Below are 21671 nucleotides of genomic sequence, written 5' to 3'. Positions count from 1 at the left end.
AGAGTCATCACTAAGGCTCTTTTTTCGACTTTTGGGGGAGAGAATGAAAGGTAGGAGAAAGTATAATGTCAGATAATTATCGTTCTCGTACAGAACGAAATCATGTAAAAAATCAAACGAAAGAAACAAATAATAAAGAAGAAAAACCAAAGAAAAAAGGTTCCTTTTTCAAGAGATTTCTTATAGGTTGTCTACTTCTTGGTATCGTCGGTCTCGTAGCTGGCGTTTCGGCCTTCTTTGTTATGGTAAAGGACGCTCCAAAACTAGACAAATCAAAGCTAGTCAATCCTTTATCAACAAAATTCCTTGATAAAAACGGGAATTTCTTCTATGAATACGGTGCTGAAAAACGAACCCATGTTACATACGATCAAATTCCAAAAGTAATTGAAAGTGCATTCCTTGCGACTGAGGATGCTCGTTTCTACGATCATAATGGAATTGATTTTAGACGTACTGGAATGGCAGTCATGGAAAATGTCACTGGTGGTTTTGGATCACAAGGTGGTAGTACGATTACACAGCAAGTAGTTAAAAACTATTTTCTAACGATGGACAAAACTGCAAAAAGAAAAGTGCAGGAATGGTACTTATCTTATAAGTTAGAGCAACAGTACTCAAAACATGAAATTTTAGAAATGTACTTAAATAAGATTAACCTCGGTAATCGCTCTTACGGTATTTCAACAGCAGCAAAAAAATATTACGGCAAAGATTTAAAAGACATACAACTACACGAAGCTGCAATGCTCGCTGGTTTACCCCAAGGTCCTAACATTTATGATCCAACAAAACCAGATAACGTTGATAGAGCAACGAAACGTCGTAATATCGTATTAACATTAATGAACCGACACGGGTATATAACGAAACAAGAAATGAATGATGCGATGCAAATCCCTGTAATACAAGGACTTCTTCCATCTTCAGAAGTAACTGAAATGAAATACCAAGCATTTTTAGATGCAGTTGTAAAAGAAGTTGAAAAAGAAATTCCTGATATAAATATCGGTTCGGACGGTTTAACGATCCAAACGACTCTTGATCTTGATGCTCAAGACTATGCTGATAAAATAATGGATGGGAATCTCATCAAGTATCCAAACGATCAATTCCAAGGATCATTCGTATTTATGGATACTCAGTCTGGGGAAGTTCGAGCAATCGGCGCTGGTCGTAAAGAAAGTAAATCTACTTTCAAAGGTCATAATATGGCAATCGATTTAAAACGCCAAGTTGGTTCAACAATGAAACCAGTTTTCGATTATGGTCCAGCCGTTGAGAATCTTCAATGGTCTACTTATCATCAATTAAATGACTCTGACTATACTTACTCTGATGGAACAAAGATTAAAAATGCTACAGGTAGTTATAAAGGAGACGTTTCACTACGTGAAGCACTGAAAAAATCTTTAAATATCCCTGCTTTAAAGACAGCTCAAGCGGTTGGTCTTAATAAATCAAAAGACTTTGCTGAAGGTTTAGGCATGACATTTAAAGAAGGAAAAGTATATGAATCAACAGCAATCGGTAGTAACGATAGTTCTCCATTAGAATTGGCAGGTGCCTATGCAGCATTTGGAAATGATGGTGTTTATAATAAACCTCACTTCGTAAAAGAAGTTATCTTCCCAGACGGGAAAAAGAAAAGCTTTAAACCGAAAGAACAACGCGCAATGCATGACTATACAGCTTACATGGTCACTGACGTTCTTCGTGACGTAGTAAAACCAGGTTCTGGCGGTACAGGTCCAACAGCATATGTTTCAGGTTTAGACGTAGCAGGTAAAACCGGAACACAAAACTTTGATAAGTCAGTTATAAAAAAATATGGTATCCCAGATGACGCAAACAGAGACAGCTGGTTCGCTGGATATACACCACAATATACAATGGCTGTATGGACTGGTTATGAAAAAGATAGTCCAGAAAATTACATTAGCGATCGCTCTACTAGAATTGCACAGCAAATGTTCCAAGTAATGATGAGCAAATTCGCTACAGATAAATCTCGTTTTGAACGTCCTTCTTCTGTACAAGAAATAAACGGAGAGTTATACGTAAAAGGTGCGAAGAAAGATGCAATTAAACAAATTAAAGTAGATCCGCCTAGTGGTCTTAATGTCGCTTTCGATGGCGCTAGCACAGTGACACTGAACTGGTCTGGACCATCATCAAATGTTGATGCATACGCAGCAAGCTATAAAGCTACTGACGGTTCTAGTGGTAGCTTATCAGTAAGCGGTACGACAGCTACTCTTGGTGGTATTAAACCAGGTGTTACTTACAGTTTCTCTGTAGTAGCGAAAAAGGGTACTGGAACAAGCCCTGCAGTTGGTGCATCCTTCACTGCCCCTGGCGGAACTCCAGATGCGAAAAAAGCTGATGAAGAAGCTAAGAAAAAAGCTGACGAAGAAGCCCTGAAAAAGACCAATGAAGATAAACTAAAACAAGAAGAAGCTAAGAAAAAAGCTGATGAAGATCAGCGTAAACAGCAAGAACAGCAACAGCAGCAACAGCAACAACAACAAGAACAACAACGTAAACAACAAGAACAACAGCAGCAACAAGAACAACAGCAGCAACAAGAACAACAACGTAAACAGCAAGAAGAAGCTCAAAAGAAAGCCGCTGACGAAGAGGCTAAGAAGAAAGCTGACGAAGAAGCTAAGAGAAAAGCCGACGAAGAAGCTAAGAGAAAAGCTGACGAAGAAGCTAGAAAAAAAGCTGAAGAGCAACAACAGCAACAACAGCAACAAAATACCGGGGAAGATACACCTCACGCGGACGGAAATGTTGTTACAACAGAGTCTTAATAAACAAAAAAAGAAGTCGGTTTCTCTTAATGAGAAACCGACTTCTTTTTTGTTATCATTTTCTTTACATATAGCTTTTCTATTTCGATATACAACTGTGCTAATTGAATATACGAATGGTAATTACTCGGTTTCTTTATAATAAATGAATATCGCTCCATAAAATTAACAGGTTGTACTTCCAATTTATTCGTATTTACTTGCATCTCATTCAAACTATGAACAGGCTGCTCATTTAACCAATATATAACCGATAGAAAGTGCGCTGCAAAAAGAATCATCGGACCCTCAGCTTCTTGTTTTTTTCTGTTCCGAAATAGTATAGCAATTTCTTCATGCTTGCTTTTCCATATATTTAACACCGCTGGAATACTTGTTTCAATTTCATTCCATGGCTCATATTTTCTTTCAATATCAAATATAAAGTAAGTATTTTGTATTATCTCTTCAAAAGATTGGTCTGTGTGATACGTAATCGAATTTGCACTCTCTTTAAAAAATGGTACGCACCGAAACTCTTTCGGTATTTCTATAACTCGCTCCATCCTTTATTTCCCCTTCATTCGTTTCTTTCCTTCACGACATATTTCTAGTAATCGACACTCTTCACATTGTGGTCGCTGCGCCTTACAGTAATAACGTCCGAAGAAAATCATACGGTGGTGTGTAACTCCCCACTCATCCATTGGAATTTTCTTCATCAATGTCTTTTCCACTTCTAACACAGAATCTTTCCATCTACAAATTGCTAACCGTTTACTCACTCTCTCTACATGCGTATCAACAGCAATCGCTGGAATCCCAAACGCTACCGAAACAACTACATTCGCCGTCTTTCTCCCTACTCCTGGTAATTTCGTCAGCTCATCACGGTCTTCTGGAACTTTCCCGTTATAATCATCTAGTAACATCCGGCACAATTTTTGAATATTTTTCGCCTTATTTCTAAACAATCCAATGGAACGTATATCTTGTTGTAATTCTTCTAAAGACACACTTAAATAATCTTCTGGTGTTTTATATTTTTGAAATAAGTTTTTCGTCACTTTATTCACAAGTACATCTGTGCATTGTGCAGATAATGCCACTGCGATTACAAGTTCAAATGGATTATCATGAATTAATTCACAATGCGCTTCTGGATACATATCCGCCATTGTATCTAAACAATAACGAATTTGCGTTTTGTTCAACATATCTTTCCTCCTACACTACTGCTCCAACCAATTATAAAAAGGCACTTTCCCAGTAAATTTCGTCTCTTGTTTTGTCGTTTGTTGTGCGCGTTGTTGATTCGCTCTAAATTTCTGGCCTTGATTTTGCGCTTGATCTACCGTTTTAATTCCGTTCTTTTTCCACTCAAACAAAATACGATCAATATACCGGAAATTAAGTTTACCACTCATAACAGCTTCACGAAGAGCCGCTTGAATTAAATTCGGATGGTGTTGATCTTGATCTTCCCACATCCCTAATGTTTCACATTCAAATGGCGAAAGTGGTCTTCCGAATTCTTTTTCAAATACTGTATATAAATTTACTTGAATTTGTTTTTGTTCTTTTTGCTCTTCCTCTATAGATTCATTCATTAAAAAGTGCAATATTTTTTCCCACAGTGGTTGTAAAGAATAACTTTCACACATCATCGCTTCAGATCTTCGTCCACCTTCTAGTGCTAAAAAACCTTTTTGGATTAAAGTCTGAATCACTTCCATGCATTTCATTTCTGTTATCGTCATCCGTTCTGAAATCTCTGAAGGAGTCGGGAACGAATTACCTGATTCTAAAAATGTGTGTACATGAAGTACTACCATAAATTCCGTCTCATTTAAACCTAGCTTTTTATAATGCATCATAAGCAATTTAGGAATCGCTATGCTTCCCTGTTCAAACCATTGTAACATCATTTTCTTTTTCATCACCAAACACCTCGTTCTCTAGTATAACACACCTTTAGCCATTTCTTTTTGCCACAATTCGTCAAAAAAACCTCCCTATATATAGGGAGGTTTTTTGCCATTTACTACAAGAAACAGACGATTAAGCCTGTACTTTACTTTTCATGAACGTATGAATTCGTTCTAATGCTTTCTCAACTTGCTCAAGAGATGTCGCATACGATAATCGAACGTTATTTGGTGCACCAAATCCTGTACCTGGAACAAGAGCCACCTTTTCTTCTTCTAATAATGCTTTTGCCCACTCATCAACTGTATCATACCCAGCTAACGCTACGGCTTCTTTTACATTTGGGAATAAGTAAAAAGCACCTTGTGGCTTAATGCAAGTGAAACCAGGAATTTGAATTAATTTATCATAAATAATGTTCAATCTTTCTTCAAACGCTTGACGCATTGTTTCTACAGGTTCTTGTGAGCCTGCATACGCAGCAATTGCACCATATTGAGCAATTGAAGTAGGGTTTGACGTACTATGACTCGCTAAGTTCGTCATCGCTTTAATAAGCTGCTTATTTCCTGCTGCATATCCAATACGCCAACCTGTCATAGAATGCGATTTAGATACACCATTAATAATAAGTGTTTGTTCTTTTAATACATTAGAAAGCTGGGCAATTGAAGTATATTCCGCGTCACCATAAATTAATTTTTCATAAATCTCATCTGAAACGATTAAGATATCATGCTCTAAACATACTTCTCCAAGCTGTTGTAATTCTTCTTTGCTGTAAATCATCCCTGTTGGATTGCTCGGTGAATTAATAATAACAGCTTTCGTTTTCTCTGTAATTGCCTCACGCAGCTGCTTTGCTGTAATTTTGTACTCATTGCCTTCTAGACCTTCTACATAAACTGGCTTACCACCAGCAAGCTTTACTTGCTCAGGATAACTTACCCAATAAGGAGTTGGGATGATAACTTCATCTCCTTCATCAAGTAACACTTGGAATAATGTATATAATGCATGCTTGGCACCATTACATACAATAATTTCAGATGGATCATACGCAATTCCTTGATCACGAGTAAACTTCTTCACAATTTCTTGTTTTAACGCTTGTAATCCACCTGTTGGTGTATATTTCGTATGTCCTTCTAACATCGCTTTATGCGCAGCATCCATAATATGTTTTGGCGTATTAAAGTCAGGTTCTCCTGCTCCTAATCCAATTACATCATGACCTTCTGCTTTTAATGCTTGTGCCTTTGCTGTAATTTCTAAAGTTGCAGATGGTGTTAAAGCAGCTACTCGCTTTGCTAATTTCATTTGTAGTTCCCCCTACATCTATTTTTCAATGCTGTATCGTCTTAAAAAGTTCCCATCTTTAAATTCAAGATAGTAGTAACTATAACGATTGTCATCATCAATATATGTAACTTCCCATAATGGTATATTATTTTCAAAGCCTAATTTTGCTTTTAAAATTTCTTTCGGCTTACTTTTGGGTTCTTTACTTTCATCTCCGACTTGTTCAATCGTTCTTTGTAAAGCATCTTTTTCAGAAATACCTTCGCTCTTTTTCCTTACTATAGTTTCCCCTTTTTTCTCAGGCACCCAAACGATAAGTTGTTCTCCTTTTTCATCTGTACCTTGTACGACTGTATATGAAGATTTTCCATTATAATAATCAACAGTATTTACCTTTGTAAGCTTTGCCTTTTCTTTCGCAATTTCTACAGACTTTGACTCTTTTGGAATTTTCTTTTCCATCGCTTTATTATAAACATATGCCCCATATATTCCGCTAGCAACGATAACGATAATGATTGTAAAGATCCACTTTTTCATTGTATCACTACGTTCTGTAAATCGTAAATACAGCTGTTTCTTTATCTTTTTCGTCTAATGCTAATCCGAACATGAGGTCCTGCTCTTTTAACGTACGATTCAAACCATCAACAATTTTATACAAGTCAGACGAATATTTAATACGCGTCGTTGATAGGACTTCGATTTTCTTATCCATGAAAAAACTCCTCCGTTACACAAAAATTTCTAATTATAGAAGAACGCAATGCGGTTACAATAAGAGTACATTCTTTACAACCCCTGCTTCATCACCCATCTATTATAGCAGGACATGTACAGCAAAAAAAGGTTTCAAATCGAAAAGCAATATATTTTGTATACAAGAAGTAAGAAAAATAAAATTCCTCCTACCCACATTTTTTACGCCTGAAGTTTAAATGTACTTCAGGCGTATTTTTCTTCCAATTTTATTCATTTGACGATTCTTCTAACTGTACTAACAATTCTTCTAACGGTCCTTCATAGAGCGGTACAGTTGGGATTGATTGTAAAAATCGTTTTCCATAGGAAGAACTTGTCAAACGACGATCTAATACAAATACAGTTCCCGTATCTGTATTTGTTCTAATAAGACGACCAAACCCTTGTTTGAAACGCAAGATTGCTTGCGGGAGCGCCAACTTATCGAATACGTCTTCTCCTTGATTTTTTAACCACTCTCCTTTTGCTTCCATCATCGGCTGATGAGGAGGGGTAAAAGGCAGACGGACAATGACAAGACAGCTTAGGGCATCTCCAGGTATATCTATCCCTTCCCAAAAACTACTTGTTCCTAACAAAATCGATTTGTCGAACTCCTGGAATTTGCGGATTAGACGACTTCGGCTCTTATTATTCACACTTTGCGTTAATAATAAATATCCTTCTAATGTCTCATCATTTTTCAAATTCGTATACGCTTCTTTCAACATTTCATACGAAGTGAATAAAACGAGCATTCTACCTTTTGTAGCTTTCGCTATTTTCGCAATATGTGCCGATATAGACTCAATATATTCTTCATTACTTGCTTTCTTAATAAAAGGTACATCCGTTGAAACCATTAATTTCATTTGCTCTTCAAAACGGAATGGTGATGGAACCTTTAATGTATTGGGAGCAAAATCATGTAAACCTAGCTCCTCTTTTATATAGTCGAATGAATCATTAACTGTTAACGTTGCTGATGTGAAAATAACACTCTTTTTCTGGGTTAAAAATTCATCAGCAAATCTTTCACCAATATGAACAGGCTGCGCATATAGAACTGTTGAATGAATCGTTCCCTTCGTTTCAGTCTCCATCCATGTCACGTATGAATTTTTTTCTAAAATGAGTAATTGTAAAGATTGTGCCATCTTTCTCAACAACTCAATTAAATGCATAAATTCACCTGTAACGACGTGCATCTCCCATTCTAATTTACTTTGCAATATTTCAGCTTGCTTCTCAAGTGTAGTCAATAACTTTCTTACATCATACACAAATCGATTTGTTAACTCGGTAATGCTATCCCATAACTTACCTTTCTCTACTTCCGTGTTATATCGATAAATGAGTGGCATATTGCTCATCCCTTGTTCCTGCTTTGTTTGTTTAAATACGAAAGTCCGTAACATTTGAAATAGTTCATCCGCATCAAATTTCAATTCCTTCAAACTATGACTCACCATACGGAAAGTCGAACGCGATGCTTGCTCTGATTTTTTCATCATTTTATATACTTTAGAAAGTACATCATCTGTTTCTAGCGTACCAAGACGAGATAAAGCTAATTGAAAATACATGCATGAGAACTGTTCACCTAATGTTCTACTCGCCGCTTCCTCGATATGATGAGCTTCATCAAAAATAATATGTTCACATGAAGCAAATAGTGGTTCTTCACTTGAAAAATCTTGAAATAATAACGCATGATTTGTAATAACGATATCTGCAAATAATGCTTTATTCTTTGCTCTTTGATAAAAACAACGACTATACCAGTTACTTTGCATCCCGCCTGGACTATGTACATCACTACAAATACGGTTCCAAAGTAACTTGCCGCCCTCAGGAATATTCAATTCATCACGATCGCCAGTTTCCGTTTGCAATAACCACACTAAAATTTTTGCCTTTGTGAGCGCCATATCATAATTTTTCTCTTCCTCTTGCAAAGCATATTCAAATTTGTGTAGACAAAGGTAATGCTTTCTTCCTTTCAGAAGAGCTACTTCAAATGAAAATGGCATTATTTTCTTTAATAAAGGAATTTCTTTTTCTAGTATTTGTTGTTGCAATTGTACAGTTTGTGTACTTATAATGACAGGTTCTTCTTTTTTCTTTGCGAAATAAATACTTGGAAGTAAATATGCAAGCGTCTTCCCCGTACCTGTTCCTGCTTCAATCAGTGAAAACCTAGAATCTCTTAGCGCTGTATATATTTCCTTCATCATAATCTGTTGGCTTTCTCTTTTTTCAAACTTTGGCATATTCAATTCAAGTTTATCGATTGTCTTATGTAAGAAAGCATCAAATTTAGATGAGTATGTTTCACTGAGGCTTAAAGAATAATTCCGCTTTCGAAGCGCAATATTTCGATACACCTCACACTCCTCTGCCTCTTCTTTACCATGCATCATTTTCTTTAAAATATTTTCAGAAAGTACATCAGCTATATCACTTTGGAAAACATCACTTAATTCATAAAGCGATTGTAATGTGACAAGTGGTAACTTTTCAATTTCACTTAAAAATTGTAAAAACAACTCCGCTGTTGCAAGAGCATCACTATCCGCCCGATGTGGTTGATCGTGCTCTAGTTCATGCTGCTTAGCTAAATCACGTAATTTATAACTATCAGCTGTCGGCAAAAGAATTTGCGCCAATTCAACTGTATCAATTTTAGGACAATGTACTTCTGTATATCCAGCTTGCCTTAATTCTTCATTTAAAAAATTCCAATCAAAGTGAACGTTATGTGCAACAAAAGCCGCACCTTGTAATAGCTCAACAATCATCGGGGCTACATCTCGAAATAACGGGGCTTGTTTTACAAGATCTTCATCAATCCCAGTTAATTCTGTAATAAATAGGGGAATCTCTCTCTTCGGATTAATAAAAGATGAAAAAATCTCTAATATCTCTCCATCTTCCACTACAACAGCTGCAATTTGGGTGATTTTATCCTTCCCATCCTTCCAGGAGTTCCCTGTCGTCTCTAAATCAACAACGACATAACGCTTACTCATATATGTAACACCTCAATTTCTTACCTATCAAACACAAAAATTATATAATGTTACTATACCACGTTTTACCTCATCTTAATGAAAAGATGCACAAAAAAGCTATCTCCTTAATTAGAGATAGCCTTCCTACTTATAATATCGTGCCAGCTTTTTCAGCACCTAACATTTCAATAATTTGATTATCATCGTCTAATACTGCAATTTTCGGCTCTTGTTTATGAATATTTTCTTCTGCCACTAAACCATAGCAAATAATAATAACTTTATCACCCGGTTGTACAAGCCTTGCAGCTGCACCATTTAAACACACAACACCGCTACCGCGCTCTCCTTTAATAACATATGTCTCTAAGCGAGCTCCATTGTTGTTATTTACAATTTGTACTTTTTCATTTTCTACAATATTTACCGCATCCATTAAATCTTCATCAATTGTAATACTACCTACATAATTTAAATTTGCTTCTGTTACAGTTGCACGATGTAACTTCGCTCTCATCATTGTGCGAAACATAGATGCTCCCCCTTATTTCCCCATTAATGTTATATTGTCAATTAATCGTACATTTTCAAACTTAACCGCAATCGCTAAAATGATTCTTCCTTCAATTTTATTTATTGCTTTTAATGAAGGATATGCATATAAATCAGCATAATCTACAGTGCCTTTCGTATACTTCTCAATATGCTCTTTCACAAGATTCATAATGATTTCCGGATTACGTTCGCCTGCCTCAATTCGTTCTTTCGCTATACATAGACTGCCGTATAAATGAGGAGCCTCTTCACGTTCTTCTAGTGATAAATACACATTACGAGAACTTTTCGCTAATCCATCTTCTTCCCTTACAATATCAACTGGTACGATCGTAACGGGAATATTAAAATCAGTTACGAATCCTTCAATTACAGCTACTTGCTGTGCATCTTTCATACCGAAATAAGCACGCGTTGGCAATGTAATATTAAATAGTTTCATTAGTACAGTCGCCACACCAGCGAAATGACCAGGTCTTTGTTTGCCACATAATACGTCGGTACGCTTCACAACTTCTACTGTTGTCGTTTGTTCTGCTGGATACATCTCTTCTACACTCGGATAAAATAAATAATCAACACCATTTTCTTTTGCTACATTTTCATCTCTAACAATATCAAGTGGGTATCGATCTAAATCTTCATTTGGTCCAAATTGTAGTGGATTTACAAATACACTTAAAACTACAATTTCATTTTCTTCCCTTGCCTTACGTAGTAACGTAGCATGCCCTTCGTGTAAATACCCCATCGTTGGAACAAAACCGATACTTTTTCCACTTGCATGCAGTTCGTTTGTAATTTGCTGCATCTCTTGCACTGTAGTTATGATTTTCATTATTGTTTTCCTCCGTATAACGCTAAGCACTCTTCCTCTTTCATTGTAAATGAATGTTTTTCTTCAGGAAATTGCCCTGTCTTTACTTCAGTAACGTATTGCGAAATCCCTCGCACAATCTCCTCTTGAACAGACGTATATTGCTTCACAAATTTCGGAACACGATTTACGCCGTACGAGATAAGATCGTGGTATACAAGAACTTGCCCATCTACTTTTTGTCCTGCTCCAATTCCAATTGTAGGAATTGTTAACTGCTCTGAAATAAGTTCTGCTAATTGCATTGGCACACATTCTAGCACAAGTGCTATCGCACCAGCTTCCTCACATTTCTTTGCATCTTCTATTAATTTTTTTGCACTTTCAGCATCTTTCCCTTGTACTTTATACCCACCTAGCACTCCTACAGATTGAGGAGTTAAACCTAAATGCGCCACAACGGGAATTCCCGCATTCGTTAAGTAGTGAATAGTTGATATAACTTCTCCAGCACCTTCTACCTTTAATGCATGTGCCCCGCTCTCTTGAACAATGCGACGTGCATTAATCATCGTATCTTGCAATGAGACATGATAAGACATAAATGGCATATCAGTTACAATAAACGTCTCTTTCGCTCCGCGGCGTACAGCTTTCGTATGATGAATCATATCCTCTACTGTTACTGGAACTGTTGAATCATACCCAAGTACAACCATTCCTAGAGAATCACCCACTAAAATCATATCGACTTTAGCTTCTTCTGCTAATTTAGCAGATGGATAATCATACGCCGTTAGCATTGTAATCGGCTCACCTTGCTCTTTCATTTTCAAAAAATCTGTTTTTGTTTTCAAAAACTACTCCTCCTTTATGCAGGAGAGAGGAGATGGCCGAAATCATATAAAAAACCCCTCTGGCCATAAAAGGGCAGAAGGGTTGTGTGTTAGTCGGCATTATTCATCCCTCTGTCCCAGTCCATTATTGGATCAAGGCAGAATCCAAATTATTATTTTTTCATACTGCGTAAAATAATGGTGCAGTTCGCTTTGATACTGCCCATATTCGAACTAATTATAGCAAACTCTGAAAAGGAATTGCTACATTTTTTCGAAAAAATAATTTTTTATCCCTATTACGGTATGTGAAATTTATTAGTATCTAAATGACAAAAAGAAGCTCCAAAATAGGAACTTCTTTTACTTAATTTCTATATCAGCAGAATGAATGTGGTGCACTTGTCCTTGATGATCCTCAAGTAACAATACACCATCCTCCGTAATTCCTTTTGCTAGCCCATTAATAGTTTCCTTCATCGTTCGAGCTGTAATTTCTTTTCCGATACTTACTGCGTAACTTTCCCAAAGAATTTTAATAACAGAGAAGCCATTTTTTAAATACTCTTCATACAATTTCTCTAGTTGCAAGAAAATTTGTTGCATAAGTTCCGCACGAACAATCGGCTTACCCGATTCAATTGCTAATGAAGTTGCAATTTGCTGAATTTCCTCATCAAAATGTTCTTGTTTCTGATTTGCATTAATGCCAATTCCCATAATAACAGCATTAATTTTATCTGGATCAGCTTGCATCTCCGTTAATATACCGACAGCTTTTTTACCTTGAATTAAAATATCATTCGGCCACTTAATCCCTACGTTTACACCGGTACATTTTTCAATTGCTTGCGCTACGCTAACAGCTGCTAATAAAGTAAGCTGTGGTGCATGATGAACTGGAATCGAGGGACGCAAAATAATACTCATCCAAATTCCTGTTCCTTTTGGGGAATACCATTTTCTACTTAAACGTCCTCTACCTGCTGTTTGTTCTTCAGCAACGACAATTGTTCCCTCTTCTGCGCCTTCATAAGCAAGTCTCGCTGCAATATGCTGAGTAGACTCAACCGATTCTTCAAAATAAACCGTTCTACCGATACGCTCTGTTTGTAATCCTAATTGAATCTCATTCGCAGTTACTTTATCTGGTTTACTAGCAATTCGGTACCCTAAGCGGCGTACAGCTTCTAGTTCATACCCTTCATTACGAAGGTCCTCCATATGCTTCCATACAGCGGTTCTCGAACAACCAAGTTTGTCACTAAGTATTTGACCAGATACAAATGCACCATCTGCTTCAGAAAAAACTTGTAATAACTGCTTTCTTATAGTAGATTGCATCTTTGTAGCCACTCCCTTATATCCTCTTTCTTATTAACTAAATCTCCTTGTACGATTGCTTCTTCAATATTTTGAAGCATTTCGGCAACCCACGGACCTGGCTTTTTATCTGTCCAGCTTAATAAATCATTACCAGTCACATTCATTTCTTGACGATTTTTTATCGGCAATGCATGAAATAATGATTGTACTTGCTTAACAGACGCACTATTATAACTTTCTATTATCGCTTCATATACTCTTTCCGCCATCTCAGCGATGCGAATCCCAGTTTTATAAAGAAGGATTGTATCCCACTCCTTCTCCTTTCTAGAACGAATTGCTAATAAAACCGCTACGATATCTTTAATCTTTTTATTCGAGAACTTCCATTGACGCAGAAAGACAGATGGATGCTCTTCTCCGATACAATATAGGAAAAATGCCCACGCCTCAACGTCTGTTTCGAAAGAATCCCATTTATACTGCGTAGCTTTCAAGAGTCTTTCTTCTGACATTTGCAAATATGGCAGATGAGAAAATAGCTTAGTTTCTACTAACTCTTGAAGACCATTCACACAATATGTACCGGTCAACAATTTTTCAAATTCAACTGTAATTCTTTCAATCGCTATATGTTCGAGCAAATGCCCATACGTTTCAATTGCTTGTTTCGTCTTTATTTCCAAAGAGAAACCTAACGTACTTACGAACCGAATACCACGCATCATTCGCAGTGCATCTTCTTGAAAACGGTCTGCAGCATCTCCAACCGTTGTAATTTCCTTCAGACGAATCGCTTCTTTCCCAGCAAATAAATCAACCATTTCGCCTTCCTCTGTCATTGCAATTGCATTCATCGTGAAATCACGTCGTTTTAAATCCTCTTCTAATGAACGGACAAATTGAACACTACTAGGTCTTCGAAAATCTTCATATTCGCTTTCTGTTCGAAAAGTAGTTACCTCATACGGTTCACCATTTTCTACAACAATTACAGTTCCATGCTCAAGACCAACCGGAACATGTCTTGGGAAAATAGCCATTACTTCTTCTGGTAAAGCAGATGTTGCGATATCGATATCTCCAATCGGTCTATCGATAATAAGATCGCGTACACTTCCACCAACGAAGTAAGCCTCATGTCCGTGCTCTTTTAACATCTCAATAATTGAACTAGCTTTTTTAAATCTTTCCATTCTTGTCATCCCTTAGTATGTCATAATAAATCGCCTCATACTGTGAAACGATTTTTTCCGAACGAAACTGCTCATATACAGATTTCATCGCTCGCTCTCCCATATTACGGTGAAGTTCTTCATTTTCTAGTAGCTGAATTGCTTGCTTAGCTATTCCGTCTGTATCTCCAACTTCACATATATATCCTGTTTCACCATGTTGAATGACCTCTGGAATGCCCCCAACCCTCGTTCCGATACTAGGCACACCACACGCCATCGCTTCTAATATAACAAGACCAAAACTTTCCTTTTCTGATAAAAGTAGCATTAAATCACTCATCGCAAGAAGCTCTGCAACATTATCTTGCTTTCCTAGGAATAAGACACGTTCCTCAATATGTAAACTTTTCACCAATTGTAAAATAGTACAGAACTCTGGTCCATCACCAACAAGAAGCAATTTCGCATCTACTTCCTTTACAATTTTGGCAAATGACTGCACAACATCCTGTACACGCTTAACCTTTCGGAAATTTGAAATATGAATCAACACTTTTTCATTTTCTCGTATACCATATTCTTTTTTTAATTGAGACATATCACGTTTGAAATAAACACGTTCATCTACAAAATTGTATACCGTCTCAATTTCTTTATCTGGTTTTACAAGTTCATTTGTTTCTTCAATTAACGAATGTGACACAGCTGTAACAACATCAGATTGTTCAATACCAAAGCGAATTAAATTATTTAACGAAGGGTCGGAACCTAACACAGTAATATCCGTTCCATGTAAGGTCGTAACAATTTTAATACGCTCCCCAATCATTTGTTTTGCTAAATATGCACAAATAGCATGCGGGATTGCATAATGCACATGTAAAATATCAAGGTTTTCTCTTTGAGCAACCTCTGCCATTTTACTCGCTAATGCTAAATCGTAAGGTGGATATTGAAAAACAGAATATTGATTTACTGTTACTTCGTGAAAATAAATGTTCGGGTACACTTTATTCAACCGAAATGGTACACCCGATGTAATAAAATGAATTTCATGCCCGCGTTCCGCCAATTGCTTTCCTAACTCTGTCCCAACAACCCCAGAACCACCTACAGAAGGATAACATGTAATACCTATTTTCAATTTCATTTACATCCCCCTATTAAATCAGCATGTAATAAAACCGGTTTCTTACTCATAAATCCTTCGGCATACAGCACTCCAACTTCTTTCCCAAACATCTTCTCCCGAGCGATTACAGTTTCAACGTATCCTTCGGTTAATGGCGTCTTAACACCATCACTCCCTGTTGAAAACTGACTTTCATACGCTTCTAACGCTTCCACCTTTTTAGAAAGGTATTCACTAATATCTATACAAAAATTCGGTTTATGAAAACCATTAATCATATAATTATAAAAAGACTCTACACGGTGCGGCGGAAGTTCAGGCATATATTTACGAATTCCCGCTGAAAAGATAGCTTCTTCCACAAGTTTCGCGCAATTAGCATGGTCTGGATGACGATCTTCGTAATATGGTGCGAAAATTAGTGTTGGTTTATATGTACGAATAATCTTTACAATTTCACGTATATATTCTTCTTTCATATACAAACCACGGTCTGGCATTGCTAAATTAATTCTCGTTTTTACTCCCATAATACGAGCTGCAGCCTTTGCTTCTTCTTTTCTTAGTTCTACCGTTCCATTTGAAGAAAGATCAGCTTCTGTTAAATCGCAAATGCCTACTTCATATCCTTGCTTCGTATACTTTGCAATGGTACCTGCCATGCCGATTTCAACATCATCGGCATGAGCACCAAACGCTAATATATGTAATCCACTCATAATTGTTCCCCTCATTTTCTTAACTTTCGGTAATCTAAATCTCCCCGCTCTAATGCATGCATTAGCATTTCAGCACTTGCCATATTTGTTGCTAATGGGATGGCGTATACATCACATAAACGAAGTAACGCATTAACATCTGGTTCATGCGGCTGGGCTGTTAGTGGATCCCGGAAAAAAATCACCATATCCATCTCATTTTTTGCAATCATTGCACCAATTTCTTGATCGCCACCTAGAGGACCGGATTGATATCTTGTTACAACTAAACCAGTTGCCTCCATAATACGAAGTCCTGTCGTTCCAGTTGCAAAAAGTTCATGTTTTTCAAAAATTGGTTTATATGCGTATGCGAACGAAACCATATCATCTTTCTTTTTGTCATGTGCGATTAAGGCAATTTTCATCCGTTGTCTCTCCCTTTAGTCGATAATATTTTCTAAACCGTACACAAGATGATCAAGGTTCATTACTGTTTCAATTGATAGTTTTACACCTGACATAAATGATGCACGGTTGAATGAATCATGACGAACTGTTAACATTTGTCCATCTCCGCCGAACATTACTTCTTGGTGTGCAATAAGCCCTGGTAGACGTACGCTATGAATGTGAATACCGTCTACATTTGCACCACGTGCCCCTTCTAATTGTTCCGTTTCATTAGGGTGCCCTTGCTCTTTTGGTACACGATTTTGACGGATTAATTCTACTGTTTTTACAGCTGTACCAGATGGTGCGTCTAATTTTTGATCATGGTGTAATTCAATTACTTCAACATCTTGGAAGTACTTCGCTGCCATTTGAGAGAACTTCATCATAAGAACTGCACCAATCGCAAAATTTGGAGCGATAATTGTTCCTACTTCTTTTTCTTTTGCATTTTCTGTTAATTGCTTTAGTTCTTCTTCAGTAAATCCAGTTGTACCAATAACTGATCGAAGTCCACGTTCAACTGCAAGTGTCACATGTTTCTTTCCAATTTCTGGTGTTGTTAAATCTAACAATACATCTGCTTCTACTTCATCTAAACAAGTATGTAAATCCGCGTAAATAGGTGCATCTAGCGCTGGCATTCCCGGTAAATCAGAAATTTTTTCTCCGCCATGCTTATAATCAATTGCTGCTACTAAATTGAAATGCGCTGTTCTTTCCATAAGAAGGACTGCTTCATATCCCATGCGTCCTCGTGGTCCAGCGATAATTACTTTAATTTCTTTCATGCGTCTTTCTCTCCCTCATCAATACGTGTCCAACGATCTTTATCACGTGTATTAAATTTATTCATTACAATGTTATGCGCTGTTTCTAAATCAATATTTAAACTATTTGCCATACAAATCATAACAAATAAAACATCTCCAAGCTCTTCCTCAACACTTCGTTCTTTCTCAGTCGTTTTCTTTGGTTTCTCACCATAATAATGATTAACCTCTCTTGCAAGCTCTCCCATTTCTTCAGTTAAACGAGCCATCATTGCAAGCGGACTAAAATAACCTTCTTTAAATTGACCGATATATGCATCTACTTCTTTCTGCATATCTTTCATCGTTTTTGCTTCCATACTAGTCACCTCTTATTCCTTCCTCTTTCATGTTAGCCAATTCATCGCGATTTGACAAATATTATTCCCTCATATCACTATTTACGACTCTTTTTAGGATAGACTATAATAAAGTGAAACTTTCTTTTGCGGTTTTTTGCAAAAGATCAGCCTGAACCAATCGGGTCCCTGCGGCTGGTTCGACCTTTTCTTCTTTGCTTTTCCCTCTACCAGCCGTTGGGACGGGATAAAGTGAAACTTTCTTTTGCAGTTTTTCCGCACAATATCAGGCTGAACTAATTAAGCTCTTATACCATTCTCTATTTTTACTATCAACTAGAAATAACTTATTATTATGTTCTATCGTTTAAGAGGAGCAATGCAATCATTACATAATTAGGGGGATTTCTAAATGACATCAAATTTGAAGATTCGGAATATCATTTTTATTTTAATCGGTTCCGCTATTTTTTCTTTCGGTATTGTGAATATCAATATTGAAAACCATCTTGCAGAGGGTGGATTTACCGGCATTACGCTATTATTATATTTTAAATTTTCACTTGATCCTTCCTATACAAACTTAATTTTAAACGTCCCTCTATTTTTCATTGGCTGGAAATTACTCGGCCGAACAACATTTTTATACACATTAATCGGTACATTTAGCGTCTCTTTATTCCTTTGGGTGTTTCAGCGCTACGAGGTTCTCAACTTACATTTAAACTTGCAAAATGATATGACACTGGCTGCTTTATTCGCTGGGGCATTTATCGGCATAGGACTTGGAATTATATTCAAATACGGCGGGACTACTGGCGGTGTTGATATTATCGCAAGGCTAGCTCACAAATATGTTGGCTGGAGTATGGGAAAAACGATGTTTATGTTTGATGCGGTCGTTATCATTATCTCTATTCTTACATATTTATCATATCGCGAGGGCATGTATACGTTAGTTGCTGTTTTTATCGGGGCCAAGGTTATTGATTTCATGCAAGAAGGTGCTTATGCAGCAAAAGGAGCAACTATTATTTCTGATAAAAACGATGAAATTGCTTCAAAAATTTTATCAGAAATGGAGCGCGGAGCAACCTTTTTAAAAGCAGTTGGATCCTATACAAAAATAGAACGTAATGTACTATATTGTGTTGTTGCTAAAAATGAAATCGTAAAATTAAAAAATATCATTATTTCAGTAGATCCACATGCCTTTGTCGCTGTAAGTGATGTACACGATGTTGTTGGTGAAGGATTTACATTAGATGAAAATAAAAAACCGTTACATAATTAAATTCAGCTAGAAAAGCTCTGTAGCTTTTCTAGTTTTTTATTATAAATCTTTTAAGTTTCTCCAAATCCTCATAAATAAGCTCCAACAAACTCCGATTATAGAAAATAGAAGCTGGATGAAAGGTCGGAAAAATATGATATTCTTTTTCTGACCAAATAAATTCTGTACTGCTGCTATCTTTCAATCGCTGCACAGGTTGCTTTAACAATTCTCCATGAACATCCGTAATTTTATTATTTTTACCAACTAAACGCTGTAATGCAATATTACCAAGTGTGACAATAACCGGCTGCTGTATAAATTCCAGTTCATAATCTAGCAAAGGTGCATGGGCAAGTATCTCACCTTGATTCGGTGTTCTATTGTACTTCTTCTGTATTATTTCGCCATTTCGTTCCCTTTTCTCTCTCCATTTATAAGGTCTACTCCGGACCGCACTCGTAATATATACTTCTTCCCTTGTAACGTGAATACGTTCTAAAAATTCCATTAAATGTTTTCCCGCTCTCCCACTAAATGGAATCCCATTATGAATTTCTGTTTCACCAGGTGCTTCTCCAACAAGCATTAATTTCGGGTTTTTAGGGCCCTGTCCACTTAAAAAACCTTCTAATTGGTATATAGCACTACGCTCCTTCACTTGTTTAACTAAATGATATGGATATTCTATGTCCGTCACCTTCTTTCATCATTCCATACTTATCTTTATTTTAACTAGTTCTATACCCCATATTCTCTCTATTATTTCCATTTGTAACATATTATAAGATTCAATCCACAAAACAAAAAAAAGACTATCAAAATTGATAGTCTTTAATCGTCGCTACGCTGCATACCAGTATAAATTAATACGAGACGTAATAATTCAAATACTGCTACAGCAGCTGCTGCTACATATGTTAATGCTGCCGCATTTAATACTTTACGAGCTTGACCGTACTCATCTGTTGATACGATACCAAGTGCTTCAATTTGTTGCATTGCGCGTTTTGATGCATCAAACTCAACTGGTAATGTAACAAGTTGGAAAATAACACCTGCTGCCATTAAAATAATTCCTAGTAACAACAAACCAGACATTTGTGCAAATACACCAATTAGGACAAAAACCCATGACATGTTTGAACCAAAATTAGCAACTGGCACTAACGAATGGCGTACACGCATAAAGTTATAATCTTTCGCATCTTGAATTGCGTGTCCTACTTCATGTGCTGCTACAGCTGTACCAGCAACTGAATGACCATAATAGTTATCTGTCGATAATCTAACCGTCTTTACACGCGGGTCATAATGATCTGACAAATGACCTGGCGTTTCTTCTACGGCTACATTGTACAATCCATTTTCATCTAAAATTTTTCGAGCCACTTCCGCTCCTGTCATACCTGATGTTGAATAAACTTGTGAATACTTGCTATAGGCACTACGTACTTTTGACTGTGCATACAACGGTATGATCAAAATGATCGCGAAGTAAATTAAATAAAACATCATAAACCTCCATTGAAGTTTTAATTATAGTACTTCTCATTCTATTTTTTTCTTCCACCGTTGTCAATAAATAAACCTTACAATCCGTATCTTTATTTATGCGTATTATCTATCTTTAGAATGCAAGTTGCTTCTCCGCTTCTCTCTCTCCCCTTTATACTTTCTCCATCCAACATACGTTAAAGTGAACAAAATAAGTCCTCCAGTAATTGTCATAAACCAAATGAGAGAGGGAGCAATCTCATCTTTTTTTACTGTATGAAATATTTTTTGCAAATCACCTTTAATAATCCCTAGTTGCATTTGTCCACCTTTCGTTTTTAACATAACGTTACGAAATTCATCCAAATAAGATAAATGTGCATTTACACGCTGCGCTTCGTTTTCTGGCAGAGCAATCATTAAACTAGGATAAATAATATTAAATTCATTTAAAAATGTATTTAGCGTCTGTTGGAACTGTCCATCATCTTCTTTTTCCATCGCCTTTTCTACTTGAGAAAAAGCATTCATTATCTTTCTTTCTCTTTCCATCCAAAGTGGCTGATATTTAGATACTTGTGCATCAACAGCAAGTTGTAACGCTAACATATTATCCACTTTAACTTGCCTATCTGAATCTTCCGCGAGAGATTGTTTCGCCTTATCGTATGCTAAAGAAACGACTCTAATTTGTCCCGGAGTTACTTTTGAATTATTTTCATTCTCCTTTGATAGAAATTGCTCTGAGAAATGGTACAGTACTTGTATTGCCTTTTCATCTTCTTTTTTCTTCACTAACTGCAAAGAGTCATCTAGCAATCCAGTTAGTTCACTCCACTCTTCAGCATATATACGTACTGGAAACATTATAATTAGAAATGCTATCAGTCCAATTAATGTTCTCTTCATCCCGGTCCCCCCTATAACTACTAGTACAAAATATGTGGAATTGGACAAGAATAGAACAGAACAAAACCAAAAAATATATTATCTCTATGAAAACAAAAAAATTCT

The 21671-nt window shown here is 36.6% G+C and carries 22 protein-coding genes; 2 read left to right on the top strand and 20 right to left on the bottom strand.

Features of this window, described 5'->3' with window-relative positions; all coding sequences use genetic code 11:
• Window positions 1–65: 65 nt before the first annotated feature.
• The gene (locus QCI77_RS07975) at window positions 66–2816 is read left to right on the top strand and encodes a PBP1A family penicillin-binding protein (RefSeq protein WP_353824720.1); all 2751 of its coding nucleotides are present in this window, start codon (window positions 66–68) and stop codon (window positions 2814–2816) included.
• Window positions 2817–2842: 26 nt separating this feature from the next.
• Here the strand turns inward: QCI77_RS07975 and QCI77_RS07970 are convergent, their stop codons facing one another.
• The 17 genes from QCI77_RS07970 to QCI77_RS07890 all read right to left on the bottom strand — a co-directional run bounded on the left by QCI77_RS07970 (window position 2843) and on the right by QCI77_RS07890 (window position 17908).
• Entirely contained in the window at window positions 2843–3361 is a 519-nt protein-coding gene (locus tag QCI77_RS07970; RefSeq protein WP_002030796.1) for a YpoC family protein, read from the bottom strand.
• A gap of 3 nt (window positions 3362–3364) precedes the next feature.
• The gene (gene nth, locus QCI77_RS07965; RefSeq protein ID WP_002030794.1) at window positions 3365–4012 is read right to left on the bottom strand and encodes an endonuclease III; all 648 of its coding nucleotides are present in this window, start codon (window positions 4010–4012) and stop codon (window positions 3365–3367) included.
• Window positions 4013–4027: 15 nt separating this feature from the next.
• Window positions 4028–4735 carry a DNA replication protein DnaD gene (gene dnaD / locus QCI77_RS07960; protein ID WP_012260639.1) on the bottom strand — a complete coding sequence of 236 codons (708 nt, stop codon included), beginning with the start codon at window positions 4733–4735 and terminating at the stop codon, window positions 4028–4030.
• Window positions 4736–4856: 121 nt separating this feature from the next.
• Window positions 4857–6044, bottom strand: coding sequence for an aspartate transaminase AspB (gene aspB, locus QCI77_RS07955; RefSeq protein WP_002011860.1), 1188 nt, complete (start codon window positions 6042–6044; stop codon window positions 4857–4859).
• Between the two features lie 18 nt (window positions 6045–6062).
• Complete coding sequence (locus tag QCI77_RS07950; protein ID WP_002030789.1) at window positions 6063–6566, bottom strand: cell wall elongation regulator TseB-like domain-containing protein; 504 nt, start codon at window positions 6564–6566, stop codon at window positions 6063–6065.
• A 7-nt stretch (window positions 6567–6573) separates the two neighbouring features.
• Window positions 6574–6744: a YpmA family protein gene (locus QCI77_RS07945; RefSeq protein WP_002086589.1), complete on the bottom strand. Its 171-nt coding sequence runs from the start codon at window positions 6742–6744 to the stop codon at window positions 6574–6576.
• Between the two features lie 250 nt (window positions 6745–6994).
• Window positions 6995–9799: an ATP-dependent DNA helicase DinG gene (gene dinG / locus QCI77_RS07940; RefSeq protein WP_002166066.1), complete on the bottom strand. Its 2805-nt coding sequence runs from the start codon at window positions 9797–9799 to the stop codon at window positions 6995–6997.
• A gap of 130 nt (window positions 9800–9929) precedes the next feature.
• A complete protein-coding gene (gene panD, locus QCI77_RS07935) occupies window positions 9930–10313 on the bottom strand; it encodes an aspartate 1-decarboxylase (protein ID WP_000490176.1) in 384 nt (127 codons plus the stop codon).
• Between the two features lie 12 nt (window positions 10314–10325).
• Window positions 10326–11174, bottom strand: a complete 849-nt coding sequence (gene panC / locus QCI77_RS07930; protein WP_353824719.1) for a pantoate--beta-alanine ligase — start codon at window positions 11172–11174, stop codon at window positions 10326–10328.
• Complete coding sequence (gene panB / locus QCI77_RS07925; RefSeq protein WP_002011854.1) at window positions 11174–12010, bottom strand: 3-methyl-2-oxobutanoate hydroxymethyltransferase; 837 nt, start codon at window positions 12008–12010, stop codon at window positions 11174–11176. The genes panC and panB overlap by 1 nt, the downstream gene beginning before the upstream one ends.
• Before the next feature lie 342 nt (window positions 12011–12352).
• A complete protein-coding gene (locus QCI77_RS07920) occupies window positions 12353–13333 on the bottom strand; it encodes a biotin--[acetyl-CoA-carboxylase] ligase (protein WP_002086594.1) in 981 nt (326 codons plus the stop codon).
• The gene (locus tag QCI77_RS07915) at window positions 13318–14511 is read right to left on the bottom strand and encodes a CCA tRNA nucleotidyltransferase (RefSeq protein WP_078204380.1); all 1194 of its coding nucleotides are present in this window, start codon (window positions 14509–14511) and stop codon (window positions 13318–13320) included. The genes QCI77_RS07920 and QCI77_RS07915 overlap by 16 nt, the downstream gene beginning before the upstream one ends.
• Window positions 14498–15643, bottom strand: a complete 1146-nt coding sequence (gene bshA, locus QCI77_RS07910; RefSeq protein ID WP_002086596.1) for an N-acetyl-alpha-D-glucosaminyl L-malate synthase BshA — start codon at window positions 15641–15643, stop codon at window positions 14498–14500. Before bshA ends, QCI77_RS07915 begins: the two co-directional genes overlap by 14 nt.
• Window positions 15640–16344: a bacillithiol biosynthesis deacetylase BshB1 gene (bshB1, locus tag QCI77_RS07905; protein WP_002011848.1), complete on the bottom strand. Its 705-nt coding sequence runs from the start codon at window positions 16342–16344 to the stop codon at window positions 15640–15642. The genes bshA and bshB1 overlap by 4 nt, the downstream gene beginning before the upstream one ends.
• Window positions 16345–16355: 11 nt before the next feature.
• Window positions 16356–16751: a methylglyoxal synthase gene (gene mgsA / locus QCI77_RS07900; protein WP_000684753.1), complete on the bottom strand. Its 396-nt coding sequence runs from the start codon at window positions 16749–16751 to the stop codon at window positions 16356–16358.
• A 15-nt stretch (window positions 16752–16766) separates the two neighbouring features.
• A complete protein-coding gene (dapB, locus tag QCI77_RS07895; RefSeq protein ID WP_002126457.1) occupies window positions 16767–17567 on the bottom strand; it encodes a dihydrodipicolinate reductase in 801 nt (266 codons plus the stop codon).
• Entirely contained in the window at window positions 17564–17908 is a 345-nt protein-coding gene (locus QCI77_RS07890; protein WP_002011846.1) for a nucleotide pyrophosphohydrolase, read from the bottom strand. The genes dapB and QCI77_RS07890 overlap by 4 nt, the downstream gene beginning before the upstream one ends.
• 391 nt (window positions 17909–18299) lie before the next feature.
• Between QCI77_RS07890 and QCI77_RS07885 the strand changes: the two genes are divergently transcribed.
• Window positions 18300–19181 (top strand): YitT family protein, encoded by an 882-nt coding sequence (locus QCI77_RS07885; protein WP_002011845.1) that lies wholly within the window; start codon window positions 18300–18302, stop codon window positions 19179–19181.
• A gap of 28 nt (window positions 19182–19209) precedes the next feature.
• Here QCI77_RS07885 and QCI77_RS07880 read toward each other — a convergent pair whose 3' ends face one another.
• The 3 genes from QCI77_RS07880 to ypjB all read right to left on the bottom strand — a co-directional run bounded on the left by QCI77_RS07880 (window position 19210) and on the right by ypjB (window position 21566).
• Entirely contained in the window at window positions 19210–19860 is a 651-nt protein-coding gene (locus QCI77_RS07880; RefSeq protein ID WP_002188995.1) for a uracil-DNA glycosylase, read from the bottom strand.
• Window positions 19861–19994: 134 nt separating this feature from the next.
• Window positions 19995–20675, bottom strand: a complete 681-nt coding sequence (locus tag QCI77_RS07875; protein WP_002086606.1) for a zinc metallopeptidase — start codon at window positions 20673–20675, stop codon at window positions 19995–19997.
• 105 nt (window positions 20676–20780) lie between these two features.
• Window positions 20781–21566: a sporulation protein YpjB gene (gene ypjB, locus QCI77_RS07870; protein WP_002141040.1), complete on the bottom strand. Its 786-nt coding sequence runs from the start codon at window positions 21564–21566 to the stop codon at window positions 20781–20783.
• Between the last annotated feature and the right edge of the window lie 105 nt (window positions 21567–21671).

The organism is Bacillus cereus group sp. MG9 (assembly GCF_040459995.1).
In the GTDB taxonomy this organism is placed as follows: domain Bacteria; phylum Bacillota; class Bacilli; order Bacillales; family Bacillaceae_G; genus Bacillus_A; species Bacillus_A mycoides.
The sequence above is the reverse complement of the archived record's forward strand: the minus strand, read 5'-3'. Positions and strand labels throughout refer to the sequence as shown.

Bases quoted from the DNA above. Each gene is read 5' to 3' on its own strand.
- QCI77_RS07975 (WP_353824720.1), top strand. From the start codon at position 66: ATGTCAGATAATTATCGTTCTCGTACAGAACGAAATCATGTAAAAAAT.
- QCI77_RS07970 (WP_002030796.1), bottom strand. From the start codon at position 3,361: ATGGAGCGAGTTATAGAAATACCGAAAGAGTTTCGGTGCGTACCATTT.
- nth (WP_002030794.1), bottom strand. From the start codon at position 4,012: ATGTTGAACAAAACGCAAATTCGTTATTGTTTAGATACAATGGCGGAT.
- dnaD (WP_012260639.1), bottom strand. From the start codon at position 4,735: ATGAAAAAGAAAATGATGTTACAATGGTTTGAACAGGGAAGCATAGCG.
- aspB (WP_002011860.1), bottom strand. From the start codon at position 6,044: ATGAAATTAGCAAAGCGAGTAGCTGCTTTAACACCATCTGCAACTTTA.
- QCI77_RS07950 (WP_002030789.1), bottom strand. From the start codon at position 6,566: ATGAAAAAGTGGATCTTTACAATCATTATCGTTATCGTTGCTAGCGGA.
- QCI77_RS07945 (WP_002086589.1), bottom strand. From the start codon at position 6,744: ATGGATAAGAAAATCGAAGTCCTATCAACGACGCGTATTAAATATTCG.
- dinG (WP_002166066.1), bottom strand. From the start codon at position 9,799: ATGAGTAAGCGTTATGTCGTTGTTGATTTAGAGACGACAGGGAACTCC.
- panD (WP_000490176.1), bottom strand. From the start codon at position 10,313: ATGTTTCGCACAATGATGAGAGCGAAGTTACATCGTGCAACTGTAACA.
- panC (WP_353824719.1), bottom strand. From the start codon at position 11,174: ATGAAAATCATAACTACAGTGCAAGAGATGCAGCAAATTACAAACGAA.
- QCI77_RS07920 (WP_002086594.1), bottom strand. From the start codon at position 13,333: ATGCAATCTACTATAAGAAAGCAGTTATTACAAGTTTTTTCTGAAGCA.
- QCI77_RS07915 (WP_078204380.1), bottom strand. From the start codon at position 14,511: ATGGAAAGATTTAAAAAAGCTAGTTCAATTATTGAGATGTTAAAAGAG.
- bshA (WP_002086596.1), bottom strand. From the start codon at position 15,643: ATGAAATTGAAAATAGGTATTACATGTTATCCTTCTGTAGGTGGTTCT.
- bshB1 (WP_002011848.1), bottom strand. From the start codon at position 16,344: ATGAGTGGATTACATATATTAGCGTTTGGTGCTCATGCCGATGATGTT.
- mgsA (WP_000684753.1), bottom strand. From the start codon at position 16,751: ATGAAAATTGCCTTAATCGCACATGACAAAAAGAAAGATGATATGGTT.
- dapB (WP_002126457.1), bottom strand. From the start codon at position 17,567: ATGAAAGAAATTAAAGTAATTATCGCTGGACCACGAGGACGCATGGGA.
- QCI77_RS07890 (WP_002011846.1), bottom strand. From the start codon at position 17,908: ATGGAAGCAAAAACGATGAAAGATATGCAGAAAGAAGTAGATGCATAT.
- QCI77_RS07885 (WP_002011845.1), top strand. From the start codon at position 18,300: ATGACATCAAATTTGAAGATTCGGAATATCATTTTTATTTTAATCGGT.
- QCI77_RS07875 (WP_002086606.1), bottom strand. From the start codon at position 20,675: ATGTTTTATTTAATTTACTTCGCGATCATTTTGATCATACCGTTGTAT.
- ypjB (WP_002141040.1), bottom strand. From the start codon at position 21,566: ATGAAGAGAACATTAATTGGACTGATAGCATTTCTAATTATAATGTTT.